This window comes from Aquipuribacter aurantiacus (assembly GCF_051216895.1).
In the GTDB taxonomy this organism is placed as follows: domain Bacteria; phylum Actinomycetota; class Actinomycetes; order Actinomycetales; family JBBAYJ01; genus Aquipuribacter.
This window is the reverse complement of sequence record NZ_JBPKAO010000005.1, coordinates 219,056-243,541: the sequence shown is the minus strand read 5'-3', so window position 1 is coordinate 243,541 and position 24,486 is coordinate 219,056. Positions and strand designations below refer to the sequence as shown.

The window sequence follows — 24,486 nt, the reverse complement described above, 5'->3', positions numbered from 1 at the left end:
CCTATCGTTGGGATCGTTCCCACCTCGCCGACCGGGCCCGGGCGCCCTCCGACCGGAGGCATGCTGTCCTCGTGACCCCCACCCGGCTGCGCGCCTTCGCCGCCGTCGTGCGGCTGGGGTCGGTCAAGGCCGCGGCGGCCGAGCTGGGCGTGAGCGAGGCGGCCGTGTCGATGCACGTCGCCCACCTGCGCAAGGAGCTGGACGACGACCTGTTCGTCCGTACGGGGTCCGGGATCGCGTTCACGCCCGGCGGGCTCCGCCTGGCCCGACGGGCGACGGAGCTGCTGGGCCTGCAGGAGCAGACCATCCGCGAGGTCGGTCACGCCGGGCACGGGCGCCGGTTGATGCACGTGGCCGCGTCGGCGCTGTTCGCCGAGCACGCCGCCCCCGGGCTGATCGCGCTGTTCACCAGCCGGGCCAAGGACCTCGACGTCGAGCTGAGCGTGCGTGAGCCGTGGGAGTTCGCGGACCTGCTGGCCAACCGCGAGGTCGACGTCGCCATCGGCCCCCGCCCGGACCGGCTGCCCGCGACCATCAGCTGCACGCCGTTCTTCTCCTACCAGCTGGCCGTCGTGGCGAGCCCCTCCCACCCGGACCTCACCGCGATGACCGGTGGCACCGCCGGCCTGCGGCAGCAGAGCTGGCTGCTCGGCCCGTCGGCCAACAGCGCCGCCAGCACGGTGGCGACCCTGCTGCGTCGCCTCGAGGTGCCCGAGCAGGGGCAGCGCATCTTCCAGAGCACGGCCGCGGCGCTGGAGGAGACCCGGCGGGGCCACGGCATCACCCCGGTGCCGTCGTTCGTCGTCGCGGACGACCTGACGGCGGGGCGGCTGGTCCAGGTGCCGGTGGCGGCCGCGCCCGGGGACCGCCGCTGGCACGTGATGACGTTGCCCGAGCCGGTCGGCCTGGCCGCGGGCGCCGAGCTGGCCCGGTTCGTCACGACCCCGCGCGCGACCCAGGCGATGATCCACGGGGCCGGGGTGACCATCGGCCACTTCCGGCCGTCGGTCCACGTCACGCTCTGGCGGTGACCACCTGCAGCACCTCGCGCAACCCGGCCGGGGTGTGCGCCGGGAGCAGCACGTCGCACCACGGCAGGGCCGCGGCCATGCCGCCGGTGCGGGGCTGGAACCCCGGGGCCGCGGCGCGCGGGTTGAGCCAGACCACGCGGTGGGCCAGCCGGTGCACCCGCGCCATGGCGGCGCCCAGCTCGGCGGGGTCGTCGGAGTCCCAGCCGTCGGAGGCGATGACGACGACCGCGCCACGCAGCCGGTTGACGTGGTGCGACTGCAGCAGGCTTCGCAGGCTGCTCGCGATCCGGGTGCCGCCGAACCGGTCGCTGCACGCGGAGCTCGCCTGCCGCGCGGCCTCCTCCGGCGAGGTCAGCCGCACCTGGGGGGTGAGCCGGGTGAGCCGCGTCGAGAAGCCGAACGCCTCGGCGTCGGTGACCCGGGCGGCGGCCCGCATCAGGTGCAGGTAGGCCGAGGCGTGCCCCCGCATGGACTCGCTGAGGTCGCAGACCACCACGAGCGGCCGCGGGCGCAGCACCGGGCGGGACCGGGCGATGTCGACGGTCTCGAAACCCGTCCGGCGGGCGCGGGCCAGGGTGGCCCGCAGCGACACCCGGCGCCCGGAGGGGTGGCTGCGGGTCCGTCGGCTGCGTCGGGTCGGCCAACGGACCAGCGCGGCCGCGAGCCAGTCCTCGAGGTCGGCCAGCAGCGCGGGGTCCAGCCGGTCGAACGGGGTGTCGGACTGGGCGTCCAGCCCGCTCGGGCCCAGCTCCGGGACCAGCGTGCCGTCGTCGTCCCCGCCGACCGCGACCACGGCCGCGGCGGTCGCCCACGGCAGGCCGGCCTCCTCCTCGCCCACGCGGTCGTCGGCCCCGGACGGCAGCCGCACCAGGGCGTCGTCCCCGGGCGACGGTCCGGCCGGGTCCGAGCCGCGGGCGACCGGGTCCAGCGCCAGCACCGAGTCGCCGAACACCGCGTCGAACACGACGTCGAAGGCGGGCAGGTCCTCGTAGCGGCGGACCAGGCAGACCCGGCACAGCCAGTACAGGGCGGTCCGGCCCCGCGGCGGGCAGGCGCCCCAGCCCTCGACGAGGGCCTGCACCGACGACAGGTGGACCGCGACCCCGGCGTCCCGCAGCCGCACGGCGAGCGCGACGGCGAAGGCGGCGCGGTCGACCCCGCGCAGCAGCTGGGCCGGCGCGGCCGTCGTCACGGCGGACCGTCGAGGTGACCCGGGCCGTCCAGGGCGGCCAGCACCGCGACCCGGTCGTCCAGGGTCTTGGCCAGGCAGCCGACGGTGGCCGCGACGTCGTCGCGGGTCAGCTCGCTGACCCCGAGCACCGCGAGGGCCGACACCCAGTCGATCGCCTCCGCCAGGCCCGGTGCCTTGTCCAGGTCCAGGCCGCGGACCCGGGTGACGAAGTCCGTGGTGCTGCGCAGCAGGTCCTCGCCCGCGTGCGGCACGGAGCGACGCAGGACCTGGGTGGCGCGCTCCGGGCCGGGGAACTCCAGCCAGTGGTAGAGGCAGCGTCGACGCAGCGCGTCGTGCAGCTCGCGGCTGCGGTTGGAGGTCAGCACCACCACGGGGCGCCGCTGCGCGGTGAAGGTCCCGATCTCGGGCACGGTGACCGCTGCCTCGCCCAGGAACTCCAGCAGCAGCGCCTCGAACTCGTCGTCCGCCCGGTCGACCTCGTCGATGAGCAGCACGGGCGCGACCGGTCCGCGGTTGCGCACCGCGGCCAGGATGGGCCGCTCCTGCAGGAACTCCTCGGTGAACAGGTCGGCGTCGGCCAGGCGCTCGTGACGCGACTCGGCCAGCCGGATGGCCAGCAGCTGGCGCTGGTAGTTCCACTCGTACAGGGCCTCCCCCGCGCTGAGCCCCTCGTAGCACTGCAGCCGGATCAGGGGGGCGCCCAGACCGGCCGCGAGCGCCTTGGCCGCCGACGTCTTGCCCACGCCGGGCTCGCCCTCCAGCAGCAGCGGCTGGCCGAGGCGCAGCGACAGGAACAACGCCATGGCCAGTCCGTCGTCCACCAGGTAGTCCGCGGCGTCCAGGCGGGCCACCAGGTCCGCGGGGCTGTCCGGGGCCGGGGGCGGCGACGCGACCGCGCTCACCGCGGCAGCTCCGCCGGGGCCGCGTCGACCAGGGCGGTGTAGTCGTCCCAGGTGTCGACGTCGCGCGGCACGGGGACGGCCACGTCGACCAGGACCGCGTCGGGCCGCGCGTCCAGCAGCCGCCACACGCCCTTGTCGCCGTGCAGGCCGCGGAGCTCCTCGAACCCGTCCCGCCCCAGCCAGAACGGGTGACCCACGCCGTCGGTGTACCGGCAGGCCCCCATCGCCGCCTCCGGGCCACCGGGGGCGGCGGCGACCGCGGCGAGCAGGGCCTCGACCGCCGCGGCCGGCACCTCGGGCTGGTCGCCCAGCAGCAGGAGCACCCCGGCCGAGCCCGGGTCCACCCGGTCCACCGACACCGCGATCGAGGAGCTGCAGCCGGTGGTGAACGCCCGGTTGACCACGACCTCGGCGCCCGCGAGGTCCACCTGGTCCAGGACGTCCTCGGCCGCGCCGCCGACCGTCACCAGCAGCTGGTCGAGGCCGAGACCGGAGGCCCGGGCGAGCGTCGCGCCGAGCAGCGTCGTGCCCCGGTAGGGCAGCAGCTGCTTGGGCCGGCCCAGCCGGCGCGACCCGCCGGCGGCGAGGACGAGTCCGGTGACCCGCACCTCAGCCGACCCCGGCCAGGTACGACTCGCGGCAGCCGGCCCCGCAGAAGAACCACTCCTGCTCCTCGCGCACCCCGCGCAGGGCGTCGGCGTCGACGACGACGTCCATCCCGCAGACGGGGTCGACCTCGACCCGGACCGTGACGGCCACGGCCCCCAGGCCCGCCGGCGCGGTGAGGCCCTCCGTCCGCAGCGCGCGGACGACCTGCGCGACGACCGACAGCCCGATCTCGCCCGGGGTCACCGAACCGATCGGCAGACCGACCGGGCTGTGCACCCGGGCCCGTTCGGAGGCGTCCAGGCCCATCCCGTCCAGCACCGCCGCCCCGCGCCGCTCGCTCGCGATCATCCCGACGAAGCCGATGCCGGCGTCCAGCGCCGCCCGCAGGGACGTCGTCTCGTCGTCGCCGTGGCTCGCCTCGACGACGGCGACCGTGCCGGGCACCAGGTCGACGACCGGTCCCGTCCGCACGGCCAGTCCGGCGGACTCGGCCACCGCGGTGATGGCCCGGGCGTTCTCGGTGTCCCCGACCACGTGGACGACCGGGGCCGGCACCCGGGCGTGCAGGAAGATCTCCAGCGCGCCGCCGGACAGGCACTCGTTGACCGCGACCACGGCCCCGGGCACGTCCGGGAAGGCCGCGGTGGTGTCGGGGAGGATCCGCAGCAGCACCGACTCCCCGGAGTCCAGCGCCTGCAGCGCGGCGGTCCGGACCGACGTGCGGGCGCAGTCGCCGCCGACGAACCCCTCCAGGGAGCCGTCGGCCAGGACGACCGCGGTGTCGCCGGGCGAGGCGGACGTGGGGTGCTCGGCCCGCACGACGGTGGCCTGGACGAACGGCACCCGCCGCCTCAGCAGGTCCTCGATCCGCTCGTCCAGCCTCGGGGTGCCCACGTCAGATCGGCGGGGTCGGCGCACCGCGCATGGCGTCCCACACCCGCGAGGGCGTGAGCGGCATGTCGGCGTGACGGATCCCGAACGGCTTCAGCGCGTCGACGACGGCGTTGACGATGGCCGGGGGCGAGCCCACGGTGGCGGACTCCCCCACCCCCTTGGCCCCGATCGGGTGGTGCGGCGACGGCGTCACCGTGTGGCCGGTCTCCCAGTCGGGGCACTCCATCGCGGTCGGGATCAGGTAGTCCATCAGCGAGCCGCCCAGGCAGTTGCCGTCCTCGTCGAAGGCGATCATCTCCATCAGCGCCATCCCGATGCCGTCGGTGAGGCCGCCGTGCACCTGGCCCTCGATGATCATCGGGTTGATCCGGGTGCCGCAGTCGTCGACCGCGACGAACCGGCGGACCTTCACCACCGCGGTGCCGGGGTCCACGTCGACGACGCAGATGTAGGCCCCGAACGGGTAGGTGAGGTTGGACGGGTTGTAGCAGATCTGCGCCTCGAGCCCGCCCTCGATCCCCTCCGGCAGGTCGCCCGCGCCGTGGGCCTTGAACGCGATCTCCTGGATGGTGACCGACGCGGAGTCGTCACCCGCGACGTGGAAGCGACCCTTGTCCCACACCAGGTCGGTGACGTTCACCTCGAGCATGCCGGAGGCGATGATGCGGGCCTTGTCGCGGACCTTGCGGGCGACCAGCGCGGCCGCCGCGCCCGACACGGGGGTGGAGCGGCTGCCGTAGGTGCCCAGGCCGAACGGGGTGTTGTCGGTGTCGCCGTGGACGACGTCGATGTCGTCGGGCGTGATGCCGAGCTCCTCGGCCACGATCTGCGCGAACGTGGTCTCGTGGCCCTGGCCCTGCGACTGCACCGACAGCCGGACGACGGCCTTGCCGGTCGGGTGGATCCGGAGCTCGCAGCCGTCGGCCATGCCCAGGCCGAGGATGTCCATGTCCTTGCGGGGCCCGGCGCCGACGGCCTCGGTGAAGAACGAGATGCCGATGCCCATCAGCTCGCCGCGGGCCCGCTTCTCCTCCTGCTCCTTGCGGAGGTCGTCGTAGCCGATCATGTCCATGGCCAGGCGCATGGTGGGCTCGTAGTCGCCGGAGTCGTACGTCCAGCCCGTCTTGGACTCGTAGGGGAACTGCTCGGGCTGGATGAAGTTCTTCAGCCGCAGCTCGGCCGGGTCCATGCCCAGCTCGTAGGCCAGGCAGTCGACGAGGCGCTCCACCAGGTAGACCGCCTCGGTGATGCGGAACGAGCAGGCGTAGGCGACACCGCCCGGGGCCTTGTTGGTGAAGACCGCCGTCATCGAGCAGTACGCGGCCTCCAGGTCGTAGGAGCCGGTGAAGACGCCGAAGAACCCGGCCGGGTACTTGACCGGGCTGGCCACGCCGTTGAACGCGCCGTGGTCGGCGAGCACGTGGGTGCGGATGGCGCGGATCCGGCCGTCCTTGGTGGCCGCGATCTCGCCGCGCATGATGTAGTCCCGGGCGAAGCCGGTGCTCATCAGGTTCTCCGAGCGGTCCTCGACCCACTTGACGGGCTTGCCGGTGACGATGGACGCGACGATGGAGCAGACGTAGCCGGGGTAGATCGGGACCTTGCCGCCGAACCCGCCGCCGATGTCGGGGCTGATGACCCGGATCTTGTGCTCGGGCAGGCCCGCCACCAGGGCGTAGACGGTGCGGTGGGCGTGCGGGGCCTGCGTGGTCGAGTACAGCGTGAGCCGGCCCTCGACCTTCTCGAAGTGGGCCACCGAGCCGCAGGTCTCCATCGGCGCGGGGTGCACGCGTGGGTAGACGATGTCCTCTGTGACGGTGACCTCGGAGCTGGCGAAGACGGCCTCGGTGGCGTCCTTGTCGCCGGTCTCCCAGTCGAAGCAGTGGTTGTCGGTCTTGCCCTCGAGGTCGGTGCGGATGACGGGGGCGTCGGGCTCGAGCGCCTTCCGGACGTCGACGACCGGGTCGAGGATGTCGTACTCGACGTCGATGAGCTCCAGCGCGTCGCGGGCCGCGTAGCGGTCCTCGGCCACGACGACGGCGACCTCCTGGCCCTGGAACCGGACCTTGTCGGTGGCGAGCACCGCCTGCACGTCGTTGGACAGCGTCGGCATCCACGCCAGCTTGAGCGCGGCGAAGTCCTCACCGGTGAGGACGGCCTTGACCTTGGGGTGGGCCTTGGCCGCGGACGTGTCGATCGACACGATCGTGGCGTGGGCGACGGGCGAGCGGAGGATGGCCATGTGCAGCATGCCGGGCAGCACGACGTCGTCGACGTAGCGGCCCATCCCGCGCACGAAGCGCGGGTCCTCCTTGCGCATCATCCGGCCGTAGCCGACCGGCTTGTGGTCGTTGCTGGCGTGCGGGTCCGTGGCGCCGGCGTCGGTGTCGGGTCGGTCCTCGACGGTGGTCACGCGTTGCTCCCCTCGGTCGCGGCGGCGGCCACCGGCGTGGCCTCGGCCTCGCGGGCGTCGGCCTCGTGCTTCGCCGCCCACTGCACGGAGCGGACGATGGTCGAGTAGCCGGTGCACCGGCAGATCTGGCCGGAGATGGCCTCGCGGATGGTGTGCTCGTCGGGGTCCGGGTTCTTGTCGAGCAGCGCACGCGCGGTCATCATCATCCCCGGGGTGCAGAAGCCGCACTGCAGGCCGTGGCACTGCATGAAGCCCTCCTGGACCGGGTCGAGGCCCTTCTCGGTCTCCAGCCCCTCGACGGTGCGGACGGCGTGCCCGTCGGCCATCGCGGCCAGCACCGAGCAGGCCTTGACGGGCTCGTCGTCCAGCCACACCACGCAGGTGCCGCAGTTGCTGGTGTCGCAGCCCCAGTGCGTCCCGGTGAGGCCGAGGGTGTCGCGCAGGAAGTGCACGAGGAGCATGCGCGCCTCGATCTCCTCGCTGACCTCGGTGCCGTTGACGGTCATCGTGACGATCATGCTGAGGCTCCCGTGGTGCTCATCAGTCGGGCGACGGATCGGCGGAGGGCACGACGGGTCAGCTCGTCGGCCAGGTGGCGCTTGTAGTCCTCGGTGCCGCGGCTGTCGGTGCTGGGGTCGCACGCGGCCGCGGCGATGGCCCCGGCCTCGGCGAACAGCTCCTCGCTGGGCGCCCTGCCCCGCAGCGCCGCCGAGATCGCGGGGATGCCGGTGGTGTTGGGCCCGACCGCGGCCATGCCGACGCGGGCGTCGGTGATCGTGCCGTCGGCCATCCAGACGGCGGCACCGACGGAGGTGACGGCCCAGTCGCCCGCCCGCCGCTCGACCTTCTCGTAGGCGCTGGAACCGCCGCGGCGGATCGGGATGCGGACCTCGACGAGCATCTCGGCGTCGCCCACGGCCGTCTCGTAGGGACCGCGGTGGAAGTCCTCCATGCTGACGACGCGCTCGCCGCCCGCGCTGCGGATGACGCAGCTGGCGTCCAGCGTCGTGCACACCGCCGACAGGTCCTCCGACGGGTCGGCCTGGCAGAGCGAGCCGCCGAGCGTGCCCCGGTTGCGGACGATCGGGTCGGCGATGACCTTCTCGGCGTCCCGGATGATCGGGAACAGGCCGGCCAGGGCGTCGTGGTCCAGCAGCTCGCGGTGACGCGTCATCGCCCCGATCCGCACCTCGTCGCCGCCGACGGTGACGTAGCCGAGCTCGTCGTGCAGGCCGTTGATGTCGATCACGTACTCAAGGTTGACCAGGCGGAGCTTCATCATCGGCAGCAGGCTGTGCCCGCCGGCGATCAGCCGGGCCGTGTCGCCGTAGCGCTCGAGCAGCCCGATGGCGTGGTCGACGCTCGTCGCTCGCTCGTACTCGAAGGGTGCGGGAACCTGCATGTGAACCCCAGACGTCGGTGTCGGTGGCGAGTACTGACTATCCCTGCCGAAGTAGGTGATCTGTCAACAGCCACCTAAGTGATTCCTTAGCCGGTGCGCCCGGCCGACGGAACAGCCCGTCGGTGCTCGCGCTTACCCTGATGTGATGACGAGCGTCGGCCTGGGGATGCCCACCCTCCCCGTGACGGCCAGGACACCCCGCCCGGCCGGCGAGACGGGCCTGCTGGACACCTACGGCCGCCGGGCCCGTGACCTGCGCGTCTCGCTGACCGACCGGTGCAACCTGCGCTGCTCGTACTGCATGCCGCCGGAGGGCCTGCCGTGGCTGCCGGGTCCGGAGCTGCTGAGCTCGGAGGAGATCGTCCGCCTGGTCCGGCTCGCGGTGCGCGACCTGGGCATCGACGAGGTCCGGTTCACCGGTGGCGAGCCGCTGCTGCGCAAGGACCTCCCGGCCCTGGTCGAGGCCGCGTCCTCGCTGCGCACCCCCGACGGCCGGCCGGTGAAGACGGCCCTGACCACGAACGGCATCGGCCTGGACCGCCGTGCCGGCGACCTCGCCGCCGCGGGTCTGGACCGGGTGACCATCAGCCTGGACACGCTGCAGCGCAGCCGCTACCAGGCCATCACACAGCGGGACCGGCTCCACGACGTGCTGCTCGGGGTCGACGCCGCCCTGGCCGCCGGTCTGACGCCGCTCAAGATCAACACGCTGGTGGTGCGGGGCGTCAACGAGGACGAGCCGGTCGACCTGGTCCGCTGGGCCTGCGCGACCGGCGTCGAGCTCCGCATCATCGAGCACATGCCGCTGGACGCCCACGACAGCTGGGACCGCTCGAGCATGGTCACCGCGGCCGAGGTGCTCGCCACCCTGTCGACGGCCTTCGAGCTGGTGCCCGTGGCGCAGCGCGGCAGCGCCCCCGCGGAGCGCTGGGAGGTGCTCGAGGGCGGCGTCCGGCTCGGCACCGTCGGCGTCATCGCCTCCGTCACCCGGCCGTTCTGCGGTGACTGCGACCGGATGCGCCTGACCGCCGACGGCCAGGTGCGCAGCTGCCTGTTCTCCGCGAGCGGGACCGACCTGCGGGGGCTGATCCGCTCCGGGGCCGACGACGAGACCCTGGCCGCGGCGTGGCGCGGCAACGCCTGGGCCAAGAAGGCCGGGCACGGCAGCGACGACGAGGGCTTCGTCCGCCCGGACCGACCGATGAGCGCCATCGGTGGCTGAGGTCCCGGACGTGCGGGTGCGGTTCTTCGCCGGCGCCCGAGCCGCCGCGGGTACGCGCGAGACCACCGTCGCCGTGCAGGACGCGGACTCCGTCGCCGACGTGCTGGGGCGCCTCAGCGCCGACCGGCCCGCGCTGGCCCGCGTGGTGCCGGCCTGCTCGTTCCTGCTCGACGGGGTGTCGGCCCGCGCCGACGCGCCCGTCGGCGGCGCCGCCGAGCTCGACGTGCTGCCCCCGTTCAGCGGGGGCTGACCCCACTGACGTTCAGCGGGGGTCGAGCTCGCCCAGGCCGACCCACTCGTCGCTGCCGTCGGCGAAGTGCTGGTGCTTCCAGACCGGGAGCCGGTCCTTGACCGCGTCGACCAGGGCGGCGGCGGTGGTGAACGCGTCGCCGCGGTGCGCCGCGGACACCGCCACGGCCAGGGCGCAGTCGCCCACCACGAGCGGACCGACCCGGTGCAGCACCGCGAGCGCCCCCGCGGACGACGTCGCGGCGACCTCCTCGGCGACCCGCTGCACGACCGCGGCCGCGTCGGGGTGGGCCTCGTAGTCCAGCAGGGTCACCGCACCACGACCGGGGGTGTCGTGGTCGCGCACGACGCCGTCGAAGGTGACGACGGCGCCGTGGGTCGGCCCGGCGACCCGGGCTCGGAGGTCCTCGACGCCGATCGGTGCCTCGCTGATGCCGGCGAGGACCACGACGCAGCCTGGGGTGCTCATGGTCACGAGGGTAGGCGGGGCCGCGGCCCCGCCCACGCGCACCTCAGGCGGAGGCCGAGCGGCGACCGAGCAGCCAGCCGACCAGGCCGGCGACGAGACCGGCCGCGACCAGCGGCCCGTAGCGCCGCAGCAGGGTCGGCAGCAGGACCGAGCCCAGGTCGAGCGCCTCGGGCTCGGGCTGCGGCTGGAAGGCCCGACGCGGCGGGATCGGCGAGGTGGTCCCGGTGGTGCTGGCGGTGGGGCCCGCCTGCGGGGTGTGCGAGGGGACGGCCGGGTCGGGCGCACCGACGGGGCCGGAGCCGGCGGGACGCAGGTCGGCGGGCGCCACGTCCTGCACGCTCGCCCCGGCACCGGCGCCGGCCGCGGACGCGGTGGTCCCGGCCGAGGTGGCGACGTCGGCGGGCGTGGTGGTGGGGGCGGCCTCGGTGACGTCGTCGCCCGCGGCGAGCGTCTCCGCCAGGCAGGACGCGAACTGGTCGAGCAGCTTGCCGCCGATCTCGCTGATCATGCTCTTGCCGAACTGGGCGACCTTGCCCGACACCTTGAGGTCGGTGTCGACGATCACGTTGGTGCCGTCACCGTCGGCCTCCAGACGGGCGGTCACGGTCGCGGCGGCGGTCCCGTTGCCGCGGCTGTCCTTGCCCGTGGCCTCGAGCACCGCGCGGTAGCCGGCCTCGTCACGCTCGACGAAACGGCCCGACCCGGCGAACTGCATCGACACCGGGCCCACCTTGACCTTGGCCTTGCCGGCGAACTCGTCGCCCTCCAGGCTGGTCAGCTGCGCGCCCGGCAGGCACGGCGCGATGCGCTCGAGGTCGTTGAACGTGGTCCAGGCCTCGTCGATGCCGATCGGCACGTGGAAGCGGTGCTGGAGCTCCATCGGTCAGGCCTCCCGCACGGCGGGGGCGGCGCACCGGAGCGCGTCGGAAGGTCGGAGGTGCCTGGACGTCGTCGTCGAGGTCGGTCGCATGGCCGGAGTGTGCCCAGGGCAGGTTGAACCGTCAAGGACTACCGGCGAACGTCACCGGTTCGTCCCGGTCCAGGCCGTGGTGCACCGGGCCGTCGACGTCACCCAGCCGCGCGCCCGTCCCACCCCACTGCAGCTGCAGCATCTCCGCGGCGATCGACACCGCGGTCTCCTCGGGTGTGCGGGCCCCCAGGTCCAGCCCGATGGGCGAGGACAGGCGGGCCAGCTCGGCCTCGGTGAGACCCACCTCGCGCAGCCGGCGCCACCGGTCCTCGTGGGTCCGGCGGCTGCCCATCGCCCCCACGTAGCCCACCTGCGGCAGGCGCAGCGCGACCTCGAGCACCGGGACGTCGAACTTGGGGTCGTGGGTCAGCACCGCCAGGGCCGTGCGGTCGTCGACGCGGCCGGCGTCGCGCTCGGCCGCCAGGTAGCGGTGGGGCCACTGCACCACCACCTCGTCGGCGTCGGGGAAGCGCGTCGTGGTGGCGAACACGGCCCGGGCGTCGCACACGGTCACCCGGTACCCCAGGAACGCGCCGATCCGGGCCAGGGCGGAGGCGAAGTCGATCGCGCCGAACACGATCATGCGGGGGCGCGGCGCGTAGGAGGCGACGAACACCCGCATGCCCTCGCCCCGACGCTCGCCGTCGGGGCCGTAGGTCAACCCGTCCGACCGCCCGCCCGCCAGCATGCCCCGCACGTCCGCGGCCACCGCGTCGTCGGCCCTCGCCGAGCCGGTCGTGCCCTCGACCGACGACGGTCGCACCACCAGCCGACGGCCCACCCGGGACGGGTCGGGGTGCGCGACGACCGTGCAGACCGCGACCGGCCGCCCCGCCTCGACGTCGGCGGCGACACCGGCGAGCTCGGGGAAGCCGTCCGGGTCGACCCGCTCGACGAACACGTCGAGGACGCCGCCGCACGACAGGCCGACCGCGAACGCGTCGTCGTCGCTCACGCCGTAGCGCTGCAGGACCGGTGTCCCGGTGCGCAGCACCTCACCGGCCTGCTCGTACACCGCGCCCTCGACGCAGCCGCCGGACACGCTGCCCACGACCTGCCCGTGCGGGCCGACGAGCATCAGCGCCCCGGGCTGCCGCGGCGCCGAGCGCCAGGTGCCCACGACCGTCGCGACCCCGACCGGCTCACCCGTCCGCCACCAGTGCAGCAGCTCGGTCAGGACCTCACGCACGGACGGCTCGCGGCGACGGGGGCGGGGCGACAGCGGTGTCGTTCACTGCTCAAGCATCGCACCCGGCCCGACCTGCCGCCGTGGCCCCGGCGACACCACCCGGTCGACATCCCGTGCGAACCGGGTGCATCCGGACCCCGCCGACCGCCGGTAACCCCAGGCAGGTGACCCCGTCACCCGACCGACCTCCACCGACCGAAGGATGGATCATGAAGCGCACCGCCACCGCCGCCGTTGCCCTCGTGGGCGCCGCCGCCCTCGCCGCCACCGCGTTCGCCGCACCGGCCACCGCGGCCCCCAACCGCAAGGGCAACACCGAGATCATCCCCAACGCGACGCTGGCGAGCCTGCTGGTGTCCGTCCAGCAGCCGTTCACCGCCGGGGACCAGGGCGGCGTCGAGTTCGGCATCGTGGGCAACCCCGACGACGGCACCATCGAGCACGTCGGGGGCATCACCATCCGCACGCTGGCCGGTGACGAGGTCGGGCTGCGCAACTTCACCATCGACCTGGACAACGGCACGGTCAGCGCCTCGGTCCGCGGGGCCGGCCGGGTGGAGCTGTTCGACCTGGACGGTCTGACGCTGACGCTCAACGCCACGGCGTCGACCGTCATCGCCGGCGACACCAGCCTGACGGGTGCCCCCGTGGCGACCGCGAACATCGACGAGTGGAACTTCTGACGCGACCAGCGCGTCGGCCAGGCCGCCCGGACCGCGCCGGCCCGTCAGGTCCGCGCGCTCAGCGGGTGGGGGTCGGCTCCGACCCGCTCGTCCCCTCGACGTCCCCCTCGTCCTGCCCCTCCTGGACGTAGCCGACGAACGCCTGCTCGATCTGGGCCTCGTCGGGGCCGGCCGGGGCGTTGAGCGCCGCGAACGCGGTCTCGGCGACCTCGAGCTCGTAGCTGGCCAGGGTGATCAGGTCACGCAGCCCGCGGGCACCGAAGCGGTCGCGGACGTGGTGGACCGCGTCGGCGACCGCGGGGTCGACGTGGGTCTCGACCTCCTGGTGCACGGGGTCCACGTAGGTCTCGGGGTCGTGGGTGTGGGCCGGGACGGCGGTGTCCTCGGGGAACGGCTCGATCGGGCCTGCCAGCGGGTCGGTGCTCATGGTGACCATCCGACCACACCCCGGCGCCCCTCGCGTTCGGACGACGAAGGCCCCCGGGAGATCCCGGGGGCCTTCGCCCTGGTGCTGCGTGCAGGTGGTGCGTGGTTCAGGTGGTGCGGGTGGCGGGACTCAGAAGTCCATGCCGCCCATGCCGCCCGTGGGGTCGCCCCCGCCACCGGCCGGGGTCTTCTCCGGCTTGTCGGCCACGACGGCCTCGGTGGTGAGGAACAGCGCCGCGATGCTGGCGGCGTTCTCCAGCGCGGAACGCGTCACCTTGGCCGGCTCCACGATGCCCGAGGCCATCATGTCGACGTAGGTGTTGGTGGCCGCGTTGAGACCCTCGCCGACGGGCAGGTTCTTGACCTTCTCGGCCACGACACCACCCTCGAGACCGGCGTTGGTCGCGATCTGCTTGAGCGGGGCCTCGAGGGCGACGCGGACGATGTTCGCGCCCGTCGCCTCGTCACCGGACAGGCCGAGGTCGTCCAGCGCGGGGAGCGCGTTGACCAGGGCGACACCGCCGCCGGGGACGATGCCCTCCTCGACGGCCGCCTTGGCGTTGCGGACGGCGTCCTCGATGCGGTGCTTGCGCTCCTTGAGCTCGACCTCGGTGGCCGCGCCCGCCTTGATGACGGCGACGCCGCCGGCGAGCTTGGCCAGACGCTCCTGGAGCTTCTCGCGGTCGTAGTCGGAGTCGCTGTTCTCGATCTCCGCGCGGATCTGGTTGACCCGGCCGGCGATGGCGTCGGCGTCGCCGCCGCCCTCGACGATCGTGGTCTCGTCCTTGGTGATGACGACCTTGCGGGCGTGGCCCAGCAGGTCCAGGGTCGCGGTGTCGAGCTTGAGCCCGACCTCCTCGGAGATGACCTGGCCACCGGTCAGGATCGCGATGTCCTGCAGCATGGCCTTGCGACGGTCACCGAAGCCCGGGGCCTTGACGGCGGCGGACTTGAAGGTGCCGCGGATCTTGTTGACGACGAGCGTGGCCAGGGCCTCGCCCTCGACGTCCTCGGAGATCACGAACAGCGGCTTGCCCGACTGCATGACCTTCTCCAGCAGCGGGAGCAGGTCCTTCACGGTGGAGATCTTCGAGTTGACCACGAGCACGTAGGCGTCCTCGAGGACGGCCTCCATGCGCTCGGTGTCGGTGGCGAAGTAGGGGCTGATGTAGCCCTTGTCGAAGCGCATGCCCTCGGTGAGCTCGAGCTCCAGACCGAAGGTCTGGGACTCCTCGACCGTGATGACGCCTTCCTTGCCGACCTTGTCCATGGCCTCGGCGATCATCTCGCCGATCTGGGTGTCAGCAGCGGAGATCGAGGCGGTCGAAGCGATCTGCTCCTTGGTCTCGACGTCCTTGGCCATCTCCAGCAGACGGGCCGAGACGGCCGCGGTGGCCTTCTCGATGCCGCGCTTGAGGGCCATCGGGTTGGCGCCGGCCGCCACGTTGCGCAGGCCCTCGCGGACGAGCGCCTGGGCGAGGACGGTCGCGGTGGTGGTTCCGTCACCGGCGACGTCGTCCGTCTTCTTGGCGACCTCCTTGACGAGCTCGGCCCCGATCTTCTCGTACGGGTCCTCGAGCTCGATCTCCTTGGCGATGGAGACGCCGTCGTTCGTGATCGTGGGTGCGCCCCACTTCTTCTCCAGGACGACGTTGCGGCCCTTGGGGCCGAGCGTCACCTTGACGGCGTCAGCGAGCTGGTTCATTCCCCGCTCGAGGCCGCGCCGGGCTTCCTCGTCGAAAGCGATGATCTTGGCCATCTGGTGGTGATCCCTCCGCACACGGTGGGTGGCATGGACCGGTGTCGCCCGCGACGGACGGACAGCGGCCGACGGTCACGTCCCGCCTTGCCGCTGGCCTCGACTGGCCGGTCCCCGGGGCCCGTGCAGGACCCCTAGGTCTTTGTCACTCCCGGCATGAGAGTGCCAGCCCTCATTATTGGCACTCGGGCATCGAGAGTGCAAACGCGCTGCGCCGTCAGGTTTGGCGTCCCGGGGCCTCGGGTACCCGGCTGCCAGCCCGACGACGGACCCCGGAACCTCACGGAGACCCACACGATGCTCACGACGCTGCTCCTCCTGCTCGTCCCGACCACGGCCCTGGGCCTGGTGCTCGGCATGGCCCGCCTGGAGGACAGCCTCCTCCGCCCTCCGTCGCGGCACCGGGGCGACGTCACCCCGGCGACCGAGGGCCTCCTGCCGTGAGCGGCGAGGCACGCACGGGCAGGGTGGCGTTCCTCGTCGCCGGCGAGGGCATCGAGCAGGCCGAGCTGACCGAGCCGTGGAAGGCCGTCGAGGCCGCCGGGCTCCAGCCGGTCCTCATCAGCCCCGACCCGGGCGAGGTGCAGGCGTTCGAGCACCTGGACAAGGCCGCGACGTTCCCGGTCGACGTGACGCTGGCCGACGCCGACGCGGACGACTACGTCGGCCTCGTGCTGCCGGGCGGCGTGGCGAACCCGGACGCGCTGCGCACCGAGCCGGCCGCCGTGGCGTTCGTCGAGGCGTTCCTGCGCACCACCCGGCCCGTCGCGGCCATCTGCCACGCCCCGTGGGTGCTCGTGGAGACCGGCACCCTGGCCGGGCGACGCCTGACGTCGTGGCCGAGCCTGCGCTCCGACCTCGTCAACGCCGGGGCGGACTGGGTGGACGAGGAGGTCGTCGTCGACCGGCTCGGGCACGGGGCGCTCATCACCAGCCGCAACCCCGACGACCTGCCGGCGTTCTGCCGCGAGCTCGTGGACGCGGTGCGGGCGTCCGCCGACTGAGACGCCCCGGTCTGCGTACCGGACGACGCAGGCCGGGGGCACGCAGCCCGCACGGGTGAGGACGGCAAGAAGGGCGGCACCCTCTCGGGTACCGCCCTTCTTGGTGTCTCCGTACGTCTCCGCGCTACCGACCACGAGGGCCGGAGGCCGGATCAGATCGGGTTGACAGCCTCGGCCTGGGGGCCCTTCTGGCCCTGACCGATCTCGAACTCCACCCGCTGACCCTCGTCGAGGGACTTGTAGCCCTGCGCCTGGATCGCGGACCAGTGGACGAAGACGTCGGCGCCGCCGCCGTCAACCGTGATGAAGCCGAAGCCCTTCTCGGCGTTGAACCACTTGACAGTGCCCTGAGCCATGTTGCTCCTGTTGCTGATGGTGCCGCTGCGCGGCCCCGGAGATCCCGGGTCGTCGGTGTCCCGGGATCGGGGCACCGGGTCTCACGCGAACGGTCTTCAGCTACCGGAGCGGTGCTTCATTCCTCGAGCCCCCGGAGGGGCCGTCGTGCTCAACCAGATGCCAGCGTAGTGCCTGAACGCCTCGCGGTGCACCATGACGTCGTGACCGGTGCTGTCGGAGTCGACGGGGAACGCCTCGCCGCTCGTCGCCGGACCCTGAACCTGCTCAACGGCTCGACCCTGCTGGGGCTCCGGCTGGCCCGCCGCCACGGCGTGACGCTCCGACCCGGACCGCACGGGCTGTGGCTCGCGCCGGGCTACCCACGGCGCTTCCCCGCCCCGGCGGCGGGCGCGGTCTGCGTCGGCGACGTCGTCCTGCTCCGACGCGGGCGTCGCGGCCTGGCCGGCGTCGACGTGATGGACCGCGAGCCCCGCCTGCTGGACCACGAGGCCAGGCACGCCGCGCAGTGGGCCCGGTGGGGCGGGCCGCTGGGGTTCCTGCCGGCCTACGGCGTCGCCTCGGCCTGGTCGTGGCTGCGCACGGGTGACACCCACTCGGCCAACCCGTTCGAGCAGGCCGCCGGGCTGGCCGACGGCGGGTACCGGGTGCGCCCGTCGCGTCGGCTCAGGCGGGGTAGTCGGGGCCGAGCACGACCGTGACGACGTCGACGTCCTGCGACGCGGTGACGACGCCGACGCCCAGCTCGTCGGCCACGGCCTCGGCCGTCGCCTGCTGGGAGTCCTCGGGGTACAGCACGGTGGTGGGGATCTCGCCCTCGGGGTAGTTGCCCACCTCGCCGGTGGTCCAGCCCAGCTCCTGCAGCTCCGCGGCGGCGGCGGCGGCGAGGCCGACGGTCACGGTGCTGTTGAGCACGTCCAGCGGGGCGGACCGGTCGACGACCTGCTCCGGCTCCTCGCTGGGCTCCACGCTCGCCCCGGGCTCGGTGGTCGGCAGCACGCTGGGCGCCGCGGCGGTCGGGGCGGCCGCGGGCGCAGCGGTGGTGGCCGCGACCGTGGGGTCGACGGGGGCCGCGGACGACGCCCCGCCGGCGCGCCGGAGCTCGTCACCCACGCCCAGCACGTCCAGCGTCAGCAGGCCCCACAGCAGCACGGCGGAGGCCAGGCCCACGGTGCCGAGCGTGACGAGCAGCACGAGGAGCGGGTGGCGGCGGGCGCGGTGGGCACCGGACCGGTGATGCTGCGGCAGCGCGAGGTCGTCCATCGGGTCGGAGGCTACCGCCCCCGTCCGGCGCGGCCCGCCCGACGCCTCACCGGCCTGGCGACCAAGCCCTCACGGTCAGGCCTGCACGCCGAGGCGACGAGCGCCCCGGGAGCGCAGCCGCTCGCCCCGGGCCCGGCGCAGCCGCTTCACGAGCATCGGGTCGTGACGCATCGCGGGCTCGCGCTCCAGCAGCGCGTTGACCAGCTGGTAGTAGCGGGTCGAGCTCATGCCGAACCGCTCGCGCACCGCCTGCTCCTTGGAGCCCGGCTGCTTCCACCACTGCCGCTCGAAGTCGAGCAGGGCCAGGTCACGCTCGCTCAGCTCGTCGTCCACGCCTCACCTCGCTGGTCCCGGTGCGTCCTGCGCCGTGGGTCCGACCGGACCGGCACCGTCCTGACGAGACTAGCAACGAACTACACGTCTGTAGTTCGCAACCGGGCGGCCTGGGTGAGGTCGAGGACCAGCAGGAAGGCGCCCTGCACCACCACCCCCGCACCGTCGCCCACGCTGTCACGGCCGCGCACCGTGCGAGCCCGCAGCAGCGCCGCACCGACCGCGACGTAGCCCACGTCCAGGGCGGCGTTGAGCAGGAGCAGCCGGCGCAGCGACGCCGTCTCCGCCTCACGGTCCTGCACGCCGTTGCGCGCCCCGACCGCGCCCGCGGCGGCGATCGCCAGGTCGATCCCGCCCCAGGCCATGCTCTGCCGCGCGAACCCCGCGGCCCGAGGACCACCCCGACGCCACGCCAGGACGGCGCCGCCTGCGATCGACGCCACCGACCACGCGGCCAGGGTGCGGGTGAGGTCGTGACGGACCTGCTCGAGGGTGGTCATCACCCGATCGTGCAGGATCGGCGGCGTGACCGCCCGCCCGCTCTCCGAGCTCGTCCACCCGTCCTGGCTGCCGGCCCTCGCCCCGCACGAGGACACGGTCCGCTCCCTCGGCTCGTTCCTGCGGGCCGAGGTCGCCGCCGGGCACCGCTACCTGCCGGCCGGTCCGGCGGTGCTGCGCGCCTTCGAGCGACCGCTGGAGCAGGTCCGGGTCCTCGTCGTCGGGCAGGACCCCTACCCGACGCCCGGCCACGCGGTGGGGCTGTCGTTCTCGGTGGCCCCCGACGTCCGGCCGCTGCCGCGCAGCCTGCGCAACATCTTCGTCGAGCGGGAGTCCGACCTGGGTCTGCCGGTGCCGCGCACCGGCGACCTGACCCCCTGGGTCGAGCAGGGCGTGATGCTGCTCAACCGCGTGCTCACGGTGCGCGCGGGTGACGCCGGGTCCCACCGGGGCCAGGGCTGGGAGCAGCTGACCGAGGCGGCGATCCGGGCCCTGGCGGACCGCGGCGGCCCCCTGGTGGCCGTGCTCTGGGGCAAGGACGCCCGGACCCTGGCCCCGCTGCTCGGTGACACCCCACGGATCGAGAGCGCCCACCCGAGCCCGATGTCGGCCGCCCGCGGGTTCTTCGGCTCGAAGCCGTTCAGCCGGGTCGACGCCGCGTTGCGCGAGCAGGGCGCCGAGCCCCTGGACTGGCGGCTGGCGGGCGAGGCCTGAGCGGGCTCAGGGGCCGCCGGTCAGAGCAGGAGCAGGGCGACACCGGCCAGCCCGGCGCCGAACAGCCCGGCCACGACGCCCACCGCCACCCCGCCCAGCTGGAGCACCAGGTCCCGGCGGCGACGCTCCAGCACCGACCGCGACAGCTCCAGCGCCAGCGTGGAGTAGGTCGACAAGCCGCCGCACAGGCCGATGACACCGACCACGGCGACCACGACCGCGGCCGGCGCCCGGCCGGGGAGCAGGTCCAGCTGCAGCTGCAGCACCAGCGCGAAGGCCGCCGCGGCCGACGCCGGCACGTTGACCCACGCGGAGCCGAGGGCCCGTACCCGGTGTGACGGCGAGGCCGCCGCCCGGGCCGTCACCACCGCTCGCAGGGTGGCGCCGAGACCGGCGGCCAGGACCAGCACGGCCAGCAGCGCGACCGCCAGCCCGACCGACCCGCCGCCGTCGTCCTCCAGGCCGGTCACGTTGTCTCCCCGCCCGCCACCAGCCCGACCAGGCAGGCGGCCACGGTGGCGACGGGGACGAGGACGAGGACGAGCAGGGCCGGCAGCGGGGACGCCTCGGCCAGGCGCATGACGTCCAGCACCCAGCCCGAGAACGACGTGAACCCGCCCAGCAGCCCCGTGGTCAGGGCCGGGCTCGCCCAGGCGCCGCCCCGCGCGACGAGCAGGCCCATGACGAAGCTGCCGACCACGTTGACGGCGACCAGCACCACCCAGACCGGCAGGTCCGGTACCGAGGACGCAGCGAGCAGGCCCGCCCCCACCCGCGCCGCGCCGCCCACCGCCCCACCGATCCCGACCGCCAGCAGCACCTGGCCCGAGGGCAGGTACCGGCTCACCCGCGGCCCGACGGGGTCCGGACCCCGGAGGGCGGCGTCACGGCCACGGGTCGGCCGCGCGGCCCACCATCGCCGCGACGTCGAAGTCGTAGACCCGGCGACCCTGCACGTAGGTCGTCAGGGCCCGGCTCATCACGTCGAGCGGGTCGCCGTCCCACACCACCACGTCGCCGTCCAGCCCCGGCGTCAACGAGCCGACCCGGTCGTCCAGGCCGAGGAACCGGGCGGGGTTGACGGTGATCGCCCGCAGCGCCTCCTCGGCGGGCAGGCCCTCCTTGACCGCGAACGTGGCCTGGTGGACCAGGAACGCGATCGGTACGACCGGGTGGTCGGTGCTCAGCCCGACCCGGACCCCGGCGGCGTGCAGCAATGCCGGGGTGCGCAGGGTGCGGTGACGCAGCTCGACCTTGGACCGTGAGCCGAGGGTGGGCCCGACCAGGCAGGGGATGTCGGCGGCCGCCAGCTCCTCGGCCAGCATCTGGCCCTCGGTGGCGTGGTTGAGGACCAGCCGGTAGCCGTACTCCCGGGCCAGCCGCAGCGCCGTCGCGATGTCGTCGGCGCGGTGGGCGTGCTGGCACCACGGCACCTCGCCGTCCAGGGCCAGCAGCAGGGTGTCGCTGGTGGGGTCCGGCGGCGGGCCGATCTCACCGCGGTCGGCCGCCTGCAGCTGCTGCGCCCGGTGGTACAGCGCCCGGTCCAGGGCGTCCCGGACCACCGAGGCGACCCCCATCCGGGTGCTGGGCAGCCGCTGCTTGTCGCCATGGACCCGCTTGGGGTTCTCGCCCAGGGCGCTCTTCAGGCTGGCCGGCTCGCGGAAGCACATCTCGTCCACGGTGCGACCCCAGGTCTTCAGGGCCACCGTCCGACCGCCGACCACGTTGCCGGACCCCGGCTTGACGACGACCGAGGTCACCCCCCCGCCGAGCGCGTCGACGAAGGCGACGTCGGCGGGGTTGACCGCGTCCATCGCCCGCAGCCGGGCGGTGTTGGGGTCGGTCATCTCGTTGTGGTCGCGACCCGGCCAGTCCTCGCCGTCCTCGAAGATGCCCAGGTGGCCGTGGGCCTCGACGAAGCCGGGCAGCACCCAGCGCCCGGCCACGTCGTGCACCGGCACCCCGTCGGGCACGGGGACGTCGTCGAGGGGGCCGACGGCGGCGATGCGGCCGTCGCGCACGAGCACCGTGCCGCGCTCGAGCACCTCGCCGTCGACCGGGACCACGCGACCGCCGACCAGGGCGACGTCCCGGCCCGGGCCGACGGGGGCTCCCGTGAACCCCTCGGTGGCCACCTCAGCCCGCGGCGGCGGCGGCGACCGCCGCCCGCAGCTGGTCGGGGCCGGGCGGGGAGCTCTCGGTGCCGGCGACGACCTCGCCGTCGACCAGGACGGTCGGCGTGCTGAGCCGCTCGAGCTGGGCGTCCGCGGACTCGGTGGTGACGCTCACCCACCCGAGGTAGGTGCCGTCGGCGATGCAGTCGCCGACGTCGGCGCCGGCGTCGGTGGCGATCTCGCTGAGGCGCTCGTCGCTCAGCCCCTCACCGGCGGCGGTCTCGTCGGGCTGCTCGGCGAACAGCGCGGCCGCGAACGCCTCGTACGCCTCGTCGTCGCCCGTGCTGCCCACGCAGGCGGCGGCGGCCGCGGACCGGGTCGAGTACTGCGTGTCGCTGACCCGGTCGAGGATGCTGATGGGCCGCTTGACGACGGTGACGTCGGTCCCGGCCGCCAGCTCCGCGAGGTAGGCGCCCGAGGTCTCCTCGAAGGCCTTGCAGGCGGGGCACTGGAAGTCCTCGAAGACGACGAGCTCGACGGGGCCCTCCTCGCCGATGACGAAGCCCCCGCTGTTCTCGTCGTCGGCGACGGTGAGCCGGGTGCTCTGCGGCAGGACCACCTCGGCCGCCTCGTCGTCGCCCCCGCCGCGGGAGGTCAGGGCGATGACCACCACCACGACGACCACCAGCACGACGACGACCACGGCCGCGACGATCGAGAGCGTGCGGGCCCGCTTCGCGTCGGCGGCGTTCTGCCGGCGGATGGCCTCGAGCTTGGCCTCGCGGGCCCTGGGGTCGAGGTTGCGGGCCATCAGACCTCCACCTCGCGGTGGTCCTCTCCCCACATGACGTGGAAGGACCCCTCGCGGTCCACGCGGCGGTAGGTGTGCGCGCCGAACAGGTCGCGCTGGCCCTGGATGACGGCCGCCGGGAGCCGGTCGCGGCGCGCACCGTCGAAGGCGGCGAGCGCGGCGGAGAACCCGGGGGCCGGGACCCCGGCGCGCGCGGCGGTCGCGACGACCTCGCGCCACGCCTCGCCCGCACCGGTCAGGGCCTCGACGAAGACCGGGGCGGCCAGCAGGCTCACCAGCCCCGGCTCGTCGGCGTAGGCCTCGGTGATCCGGTCGAGGAAGCGCGCCCGGATGATGCAGCCGCCGCGCCAGATGGTCGCGATCTGCCCCATGTCCAGGTCCCAGCCGTGCTCCTGCGCGCCGGCCGCGAGCATGTCGAAGCCCTGGGCGTAGCTGACGATCTTGGACGCGTACAGCGCCCGCCGGACGGCCTCGACGAAGGCCGGGACGTCGTCGGGGACGGGGACGGTGGACCCGGTCGAGACGCCGTAGGCGGCCTGGACGGCGTCACGGGTCTCACGGTGGCTGGACAGGGCCCGGGCGAACACGGCCTCGGCGATCCCGCTGACGGGGGTGCCCAGGCTGAGGGCGGTCTGCACCGTCCAGGTGCCGGTGCCCTTCATGCCGGCCTGGTCCAGGACGACGTCCACGAACGGCCGGCCCGTGGCCTCGTCGACGTGGCCGAGGACCTCGGCGGTGATCTCGATGAGGAAGCTGTCGAGCTCGCCGGTGTTCCAGTCCCGGAAGACGTCCGCGATCGCGGCGGGCTCGAGGCCGGCCACGTTGCGGAGCAGGTCGTACGCCTCGCCGATGAGCTGCATGTCGGCGTACTCGATGCCGTTGTGGACCATCTTGACGAAGTGCCCGGCGCCGTCGGTGCCCAGGTGGGCCGCGCACGGCGTCCCGTCGACGACCGCGGCGATGCTCTCGACGATCGGGCCCAGGGTCTCGTAGGCCTCGGCGGAGCCGCCGACCATGATCGAGGGACCGTTCAGGGCCCCCTCCTCACCGCCGGAGATCCCGGCGCCGACGAAGTGCAGGCCCCGCGCCGCCAGGGCCTCGGTGCGGCGGATGGTGTCCCCGAACAGGGCGTTGCCGCCGTCGACGACCATGTCACCCGGCTCCATCAGCTCGGCCAGGCCGTCGACCACCGCGTCGGTCCCCCGCCCCGCCTGCACCATGACGATCACGCAGCGCGGGGTCGTGAGGGAGGCGACGAAGTCGGCCAGCTCGGCGTTCGGCACGAAGTTGCCGTCGGCCACGTGCTGGGCGATCAGCTCGTCGGTCCGTGCCGTCGTCCGGTTGTAGACGGCCACCGTGTGGCCGTTGCGAGCCAGGTTCCTCGCGAGGTTGCTGCCCATCACGGCCAGCCCGACAACTCCGACGTCAGCAGTTGCGCTCATGCTGGCATTGTCTACCCGAGGGCACCCTTGTGCGTGCACCAGTCGCCACCAGGCAGGACGGGGCCCTGCTCGGCCACGGCACCTGCGTAGACGTAGGTCTGCACCTGGCGGTCGGGCTCGTCGAGGCCGTCGTGGGCGTCGGCGCCGTCGCGGCCGAGCAGCGGCACCCGGGCGCGGACGTACTCCGACGTGCCGGGGTGGTCCGGGTCGTAGGCCTCCAGGACGTCGAGGCGGGCCAGGACCTGCGGGTCGGTCACCCGGTAGACCTCCACCACCACCCTGGGGCCGTCGGCGCGGGGGTGGTCGGCGCGGGGGACGTCGGCGCCGGGCGACGGCACGACGAGCAGCGGGTAGCTGTAGTCCAGGCGCAGCGGGACGACGATCTCGTGCAGGACACCGGCGACGGCACCGTCCCGGACGTGCTCGCTCCCGGCCAGCACGTGGTGGTTGCGGCAGCCGCGGCGCAGGGTGCCGTACACGGCCAGCAGCACGGGCAGGTCGCGGTCGGCCACGGCAGGCGGGTGCGGGGTACGGCTCACCCGG

30 protein-coding genes are annotated in these 24,486 nt (G+C 74.0%); 8 read left to right on the top strand and 22 right to left on the bottom strand.

Annotated features, from left to right (window positions below):
• Window positions 1–71: 71 nt before the first annotated feature.
• Window positions 72–1,031 carry a LysR family transcriptional regulator gene (locus ACR80Q_RS09365; protein WP_435377335.1) on the top strand — a complete coding sequence of 320 codons (960 nt, stop codon included), beginning with the start codon at window positions 72–74 and terminating at the stop codon, window positions 1,029–1,031.
• On the opposite strand, the gene ACR80Q_RS09360 is transcribed toward ACR80Q_RS09365, so the two are convergent.
• The 7 genes from ACR80Q_RS09360 to ACR80Q_RS09330 are packed head-to-tail and all read right to left on the bottom strand — an operon-like array spanning window position 1,015 to window position 8,443.
• On the bottom strand, window positions 1,015–2,223 hold the full coding sequence (locus tag ACR80Q_RS09360; protein ID WP_435377334.1) for a vWA domain-containing protein: 1,209 nt from the start codon (window positions 2,221–2,223) through the stop codon (window positions 1,015–1,017). The genes ACR80Q_RS09365 and ACR80Q_RS09360 overlap by 17 nt on opposite strands.
• Window positions 2,220–3,125, bottom strand: coding sequence for an AAA family ATPase (locus tag ACR80Q_RS09355; RefSeq protein ID WP_435377333.1), 906 nt, complete (start codon window positions 3,123–3,125; stop codon window positions 2,220–2,222). The genes ACR80Q_RS09360 and ACR80Q_RS09355 overlap by 4 nt, the downstream gene beginning before the upstream one ends.
• Window positions 3,122–3,733 carry a nucleotidyltransferase family protein gene (locus ACR80Q_RS09350; RefSeq protein WP_435377332.1) on the bottom strand — a complete coding sequence of 204 codons (612 nt, stop codon included), beginning with the start codon at window positions 3,731–3,733 and terminating at the stop codon, window positions 3,122–3,124. The genes ACR80Q_RS09355 and ACR80Q_RS09350 overlap by 4 nt, the downstream gene beginning before the upstream one ends.
• Window position 3,734: 1 nt before the next feature.
• Window positions 3,735–4,628 (bottom strand): XdhC family protein, encoded by an 894-nt coding sequence (locus ACR80Q_RS09345; RefSeq protein WP_435377331.1) that lies wholly within the window; start codon window positions 4,626–4,628, stop codon window positions 3,735–3,737.
• Window position 4,629: 1 nt separating this feature from the next.
• A complete protein-coding gene (locus ACR80Q_RS09340; protein ID WP_435377330.1) occupies window positions 4,630–7,041 on the bottom strand; it encodes an aerobic carbon-monoxide dehydrogenase large subunit in 2,412 nt (803 codons plus the stop codon).
• Entirely contained in the window at window positions 7,038–7,559 is a 522-nt protein-coding gene (locus tag ACR80Q_RS09335) for a (2Fe-2S)-binding protein (RefSeq protein WP_435377329.1), read from the bottom strand. The genes ACR80Q_RS09340 and ACR80Q_RS09335 overlap by 4 nt, the downstream gene beginning before the upstream one ends.
• On the bottom strand, window positions 7,556–8,443 hold the full coding sequence (locus ACR80Q_RS09330; protein WP_435377328.1) for an FAD binding domain-containing protein: 888 nt from the start codon (window positions 8,441–8,443) through the stop codon (window positions 7,556–7,558). Before ACR80Q_RS09330 ends, ACR80Q_RS09335 begins: the two co-directional genes overlap by 4 nt.
• Window positions 8,444–8,588: 145 nt before the next feature.
• Between ACR80Q_RS09330 and moaA the strand changes: the two genes are divergently transcribed.
• Together moaA and ACR80Q_RS09320 are read left to right on the top strand one after the other, a co-directional pair.
• A complete protein-coding gene (gene moaA, locus ACR80Q_RS09325; RefSeq protein WP_435377327.1) occupies window positions 8,589–9,665 on the top strand; it encodes a GTP 3',8-cyclase MoaA in 1,077 nt (358 codons plus the stop codon).
• Window positions 9,658–9,915 (top strand): MoaD/ThiS family protein, encoded by a 258-nt coding sequence (locus tag ACR80Q_RS09320; protein WP_435377326.1) that lies wholly within the window; start codon window positions 9,658–9,660, stop codon window positions 9,913–9,915. Before moaA ends, ACR80Q_RS09320 begins: the two co-directional genes overlap by 8 nt.
• A 12-nt stretch (window positions 9,916–9,927) precedes the next feature.
• Here the strand turns inward: ACR80Q_RS09320 and ACR80Q_RS09315 are convergent, their stop codons facing one another.
• From ACR80Q_RS09315 to ACR80Q_RS09305, 3 genes are all read right to left on the bottom strand, one after another.
• Window positions 9,928–10,383, bottom strand: a complete 456-nt coding sequence (locus ACR80Q_RS09315; RefSeq protein WP_435377325.1) for a molybdenum cofactor biosynthesis protein MoaE — start codon at window positions 10,381–10,383, stop codon at window positions 9,928–9,930.
• 43 nt (window positions 10,384–10,426) lie between these two features.
• Window positions 10,427–11,263, bottom strand: coding sequence for an SRPBCC domain-containing protein (locus ACR80Q_RS09310; protein ID WP_435377324.1), 837 nt, complete (start codon window positions 11,261–11,263; stop codon window positions 10,427–10,429).
• A 121-nt stretch (window positions 11,264–11,384) separates the two neighbouring features.
• On the bottom strand, window positions 11,385–12,542 hold the full coding sequence (locus tag ACR80Q_RS09305; protein ID WP_435377323.1) for an XdhC family protein: 1,158 nt from the start codon (window positions 12,540–12,542) through the stop codon (window positions 11,385–11,387).
• Window positions 12,543–12,751: 209 nt separating this feature from the next.
• On the opposite strand from ACR80Q_RS09305, the gene ACR80Q_RS09300 reads away from it, so the two are divergent.
• Entirely contained in the window at window positions 12,752–13,225 is a 474-nt protein-coding gene (locus tag ACR80Q_RS09300) for a hypothetical protein (protein ID WP_435377322.1), read from the top strand.
• 58 nt (window positions 13,226–13,283) lie between these two features.
• On the opposite strand, the gene ACR80Q_RS09295 is transcribed toward ACR80Q_RS09300, so the two are convergent.
• Together ACR80Q_RS09295 and groL are read right to left on the bottom strand one after the other, a co-directional pair.
• Complete coding sequence (locus ACR80Q_RS09295; RefSeq protein WP_435377321.1) at window positions 13,284–13,652, bottom strand: hypothetical protein; 369 nt, start codon at window positions 13,650–13,652, stop codon at window positions 13,284–13,286.
• Window positions 13,653–13,781: 129 nt separating this feature from the next.
• The gene (gene groL, locus ACR80Q_RS09290) at window positions 13,782–15,410 is read right to left on the bottom strand and encodes a chaperonin GroEL (protein ID WP_435377320.1); all 1,629 of its coding nucleotides are present in this window, start codon (window positions 15,408–15,410) and stop codon (window positions 13,782–13,784) included.
• 297 nt (window positions 15,411–15,707) lie between these two features.
• Here groL and ACR80Q_RS09285 point away from each other — a divergent pair, with 297 nt between their 5' ends.
• Both ACR80Q_RS09285 and ACR80Q_RS09280 read left to right on the top strand, forming a co-directional pair.
• On the top strand, window positions 15,708–15,854 hold the full coding sequence (locus ACR80Q_RS09285) for a hypothetical protein (RefSeq protein ID WP_435377319.1): 147 nt from the start codon (window positions 15,708–15,710) through the stop codon (window positions 15,852–15,854).
• A complete protein-coding gene (locus ACR80Q_RS09280; protein WP_435377318.1) occupies window positions 15,851–16,414 on the top strand; it encodes a type 1 glutamine amidotransferase domain-containing protein in 564 nt (187 codons plus the stop codon). Before ACR80Q_RS09285 ends, ACR80Q_RS09280 begins: the two co-directional genes overlap by 4 nt.
• Window positions 16,415–16,566: 152 nt before the next feature.
• Here ACR80Q_RS09280 and ACR80Q_RS09275 read toward each other — a convergent pair whose 3' ends face one another.
• Entirely contained in the window at window positions 16,567–16,770 is a 204-nt protein-coding gene (locus tag ACR80Q_RS09275; RefSeq protein WP_380165426.1) for a cold-shock protein, read from the bottom strand.
• A gap of 201 nt (window positions 16,771–16,971) precedes the next feature.
• On the opposite strand from ACR80Q_RS09275, the gene ACR80Q_RS09270 reads away from it, so the two are divergent.
• The gene (locus ACR80Q_RS09270) at window positions 16,972–17,469 is read left to right on the top strand and encodes a hypothetical protein (protein WP_435377317.1); all 498 of its coding nucleotides are present in this window, start codon (window positions 16,972–16,974) and stop codon (window positions 17,467–17,469) included.
• Here the strand turns inward: ACR80Q_RS09270 and ACR80Q_RS09265 are convergent.
• From ACR80Q_RS09265 to ACR80Q_RS09255, 3 genes are all read right to left on the bottom strand, one after another.
• Complete coding sequence (locus tag ACR80Q_RS09265; protein WP_435377316.1) at window positions 17,435–18,031, bottom strand: LytR C-terminal domain-containing protein; 597 nt, start codon at window positions 18,029–18,031, stop codon at window positions 17,435–17,437. The two genes, ACR80Q_RS09270 and ACR80Q_RS09265, sit on opposite strands and share 35 nt — an antisense overlap.
• Before the next feature lie 75 nt (window positions 18,032–18,106).
• Entirely contained in the window at window positions 18,107–18,364 is a 258-nt protein-coding gene (locus tag ACR80Q_RS09260) for a DUF3263 domain-containing protein (protein WP_435377315.1), read from the bottom strand.
• Window positions 18,365–18,444: 80 nt separating this feature from the next.
• Complete coding sequence (locus ACR80Q_RS09255; protein WP_435377314.1) at window positions 18,445–18,864, bottom strand: DUF6992 family protein; 420 nt, start codon at window positions 18,862–18,864, stop codon at window positions 18,445–18,447.
• A 25-nt stretch (window positions 18,865–18,889) separates the two neighbouring features.
• Between ACR80Q_RS09255 and ACR80Q_RS09250 the strand changes: the two genes are divergently transcribed.
• Entirely contained in the window at window positions 18,890–19,576 is a 687-nt protein-coding gene (locus tag ACR80Q_RS09250) for a uracil-DNA glycosylase (RefSeq protein ID WP_435377313.1), read from the top strand.
• A gap of 20 nt (window positions 19,577–19,596) precedes the next feature.
• Here the strand turns inward: ACR80Q_RS09250 and ACR80Q_RS09245 are convergent, their stop codons facing one another.
• The 6 genes from ACR80Q_RS09245 to ACR80Q_RS09220 are packed head-to-tail and all read right to left on the bottom strand — an operon-like array spanning window position 19,597 to window position 24,482.
• Window positions 19,597–20,046 (bottom strand): CrcB family protein, encoded by a 450-nt coding sequence (locus ACR80Q_RS09245; protein WP_435377312.1) that lies wholly within the window; start codon window positions 20,044–20,046, stop codon window positions 19,597–19,599.
• A complete protein-coding gene (locus ACR80Q_RS09240) occupies window positions 20,043–20,423 on the bottom strand; it encodes a FluC/FEX family fluoride channel (protein WP_435377311.1) in 381 nt (126 codons plus the stop codon). Before ACR80Q_RS09240 ends, ACR80Q_RS09245 begins: the two co-directional genes overlap by 4 nt.
• Window positions 20,424–20,460: 37 nt before the next feature.
• Window positions 20,461–21,711, bottom strand: coding sequence for an amidohydrolase (locus ACR80Q_RS09235; RefSeq protein ID WP_435377310.1), 1,251 nt, complete (start codon window positions 21,709–21,711; stop codon window positions 20,461–20,463).
• Window position 21,712: 1 nt separating this feature from the next.
• On the bottom strand, window positions 21,713–22,501 hold the full coding sequence (locus tag ACR80Q_RS09230) for a DsbA family protein (protein ID WP_435377309.1): 789 nt from the start codon (window positions 22,499–22,501) through the stop codon (window positions 21,713–21,715).
• Window positions 22,501–23,943: an NADP-dependent phosphogluconate dehydrogenase gene (gnd, locus tag ACR80Q_RS09225; RefSeq protein WP_435377308.1), complete on the bottom strand. Its 1,443-nt coding sequence runs from the start codon at window positions 23,941–23,943 to the stop codon at window positions 22,501–22,503. The genes ACR80Q_RS09230 and gnd overlap by 1 nt, the downstream gene beginning before the upstream one ends.
• A gap of 11 nt (window positions 23,944–23,954) precedes the next feature.
• The gene (locus tag ACR80Q_RS09220; protein WP_435377307.1) at window positions 23,955–24,482 is read right to left on the bottom strand and encodes a gamma-glutamylcyclotransferase family protein; all 528 of its coding nucleotides are present in this window, start codon (window positions 24,480–24,482) and stop codon (window positions 23,955–23,957) included.
• Between the last annotated feature and the right edge of the window lie 4 nt (window positions 24,483–24,486).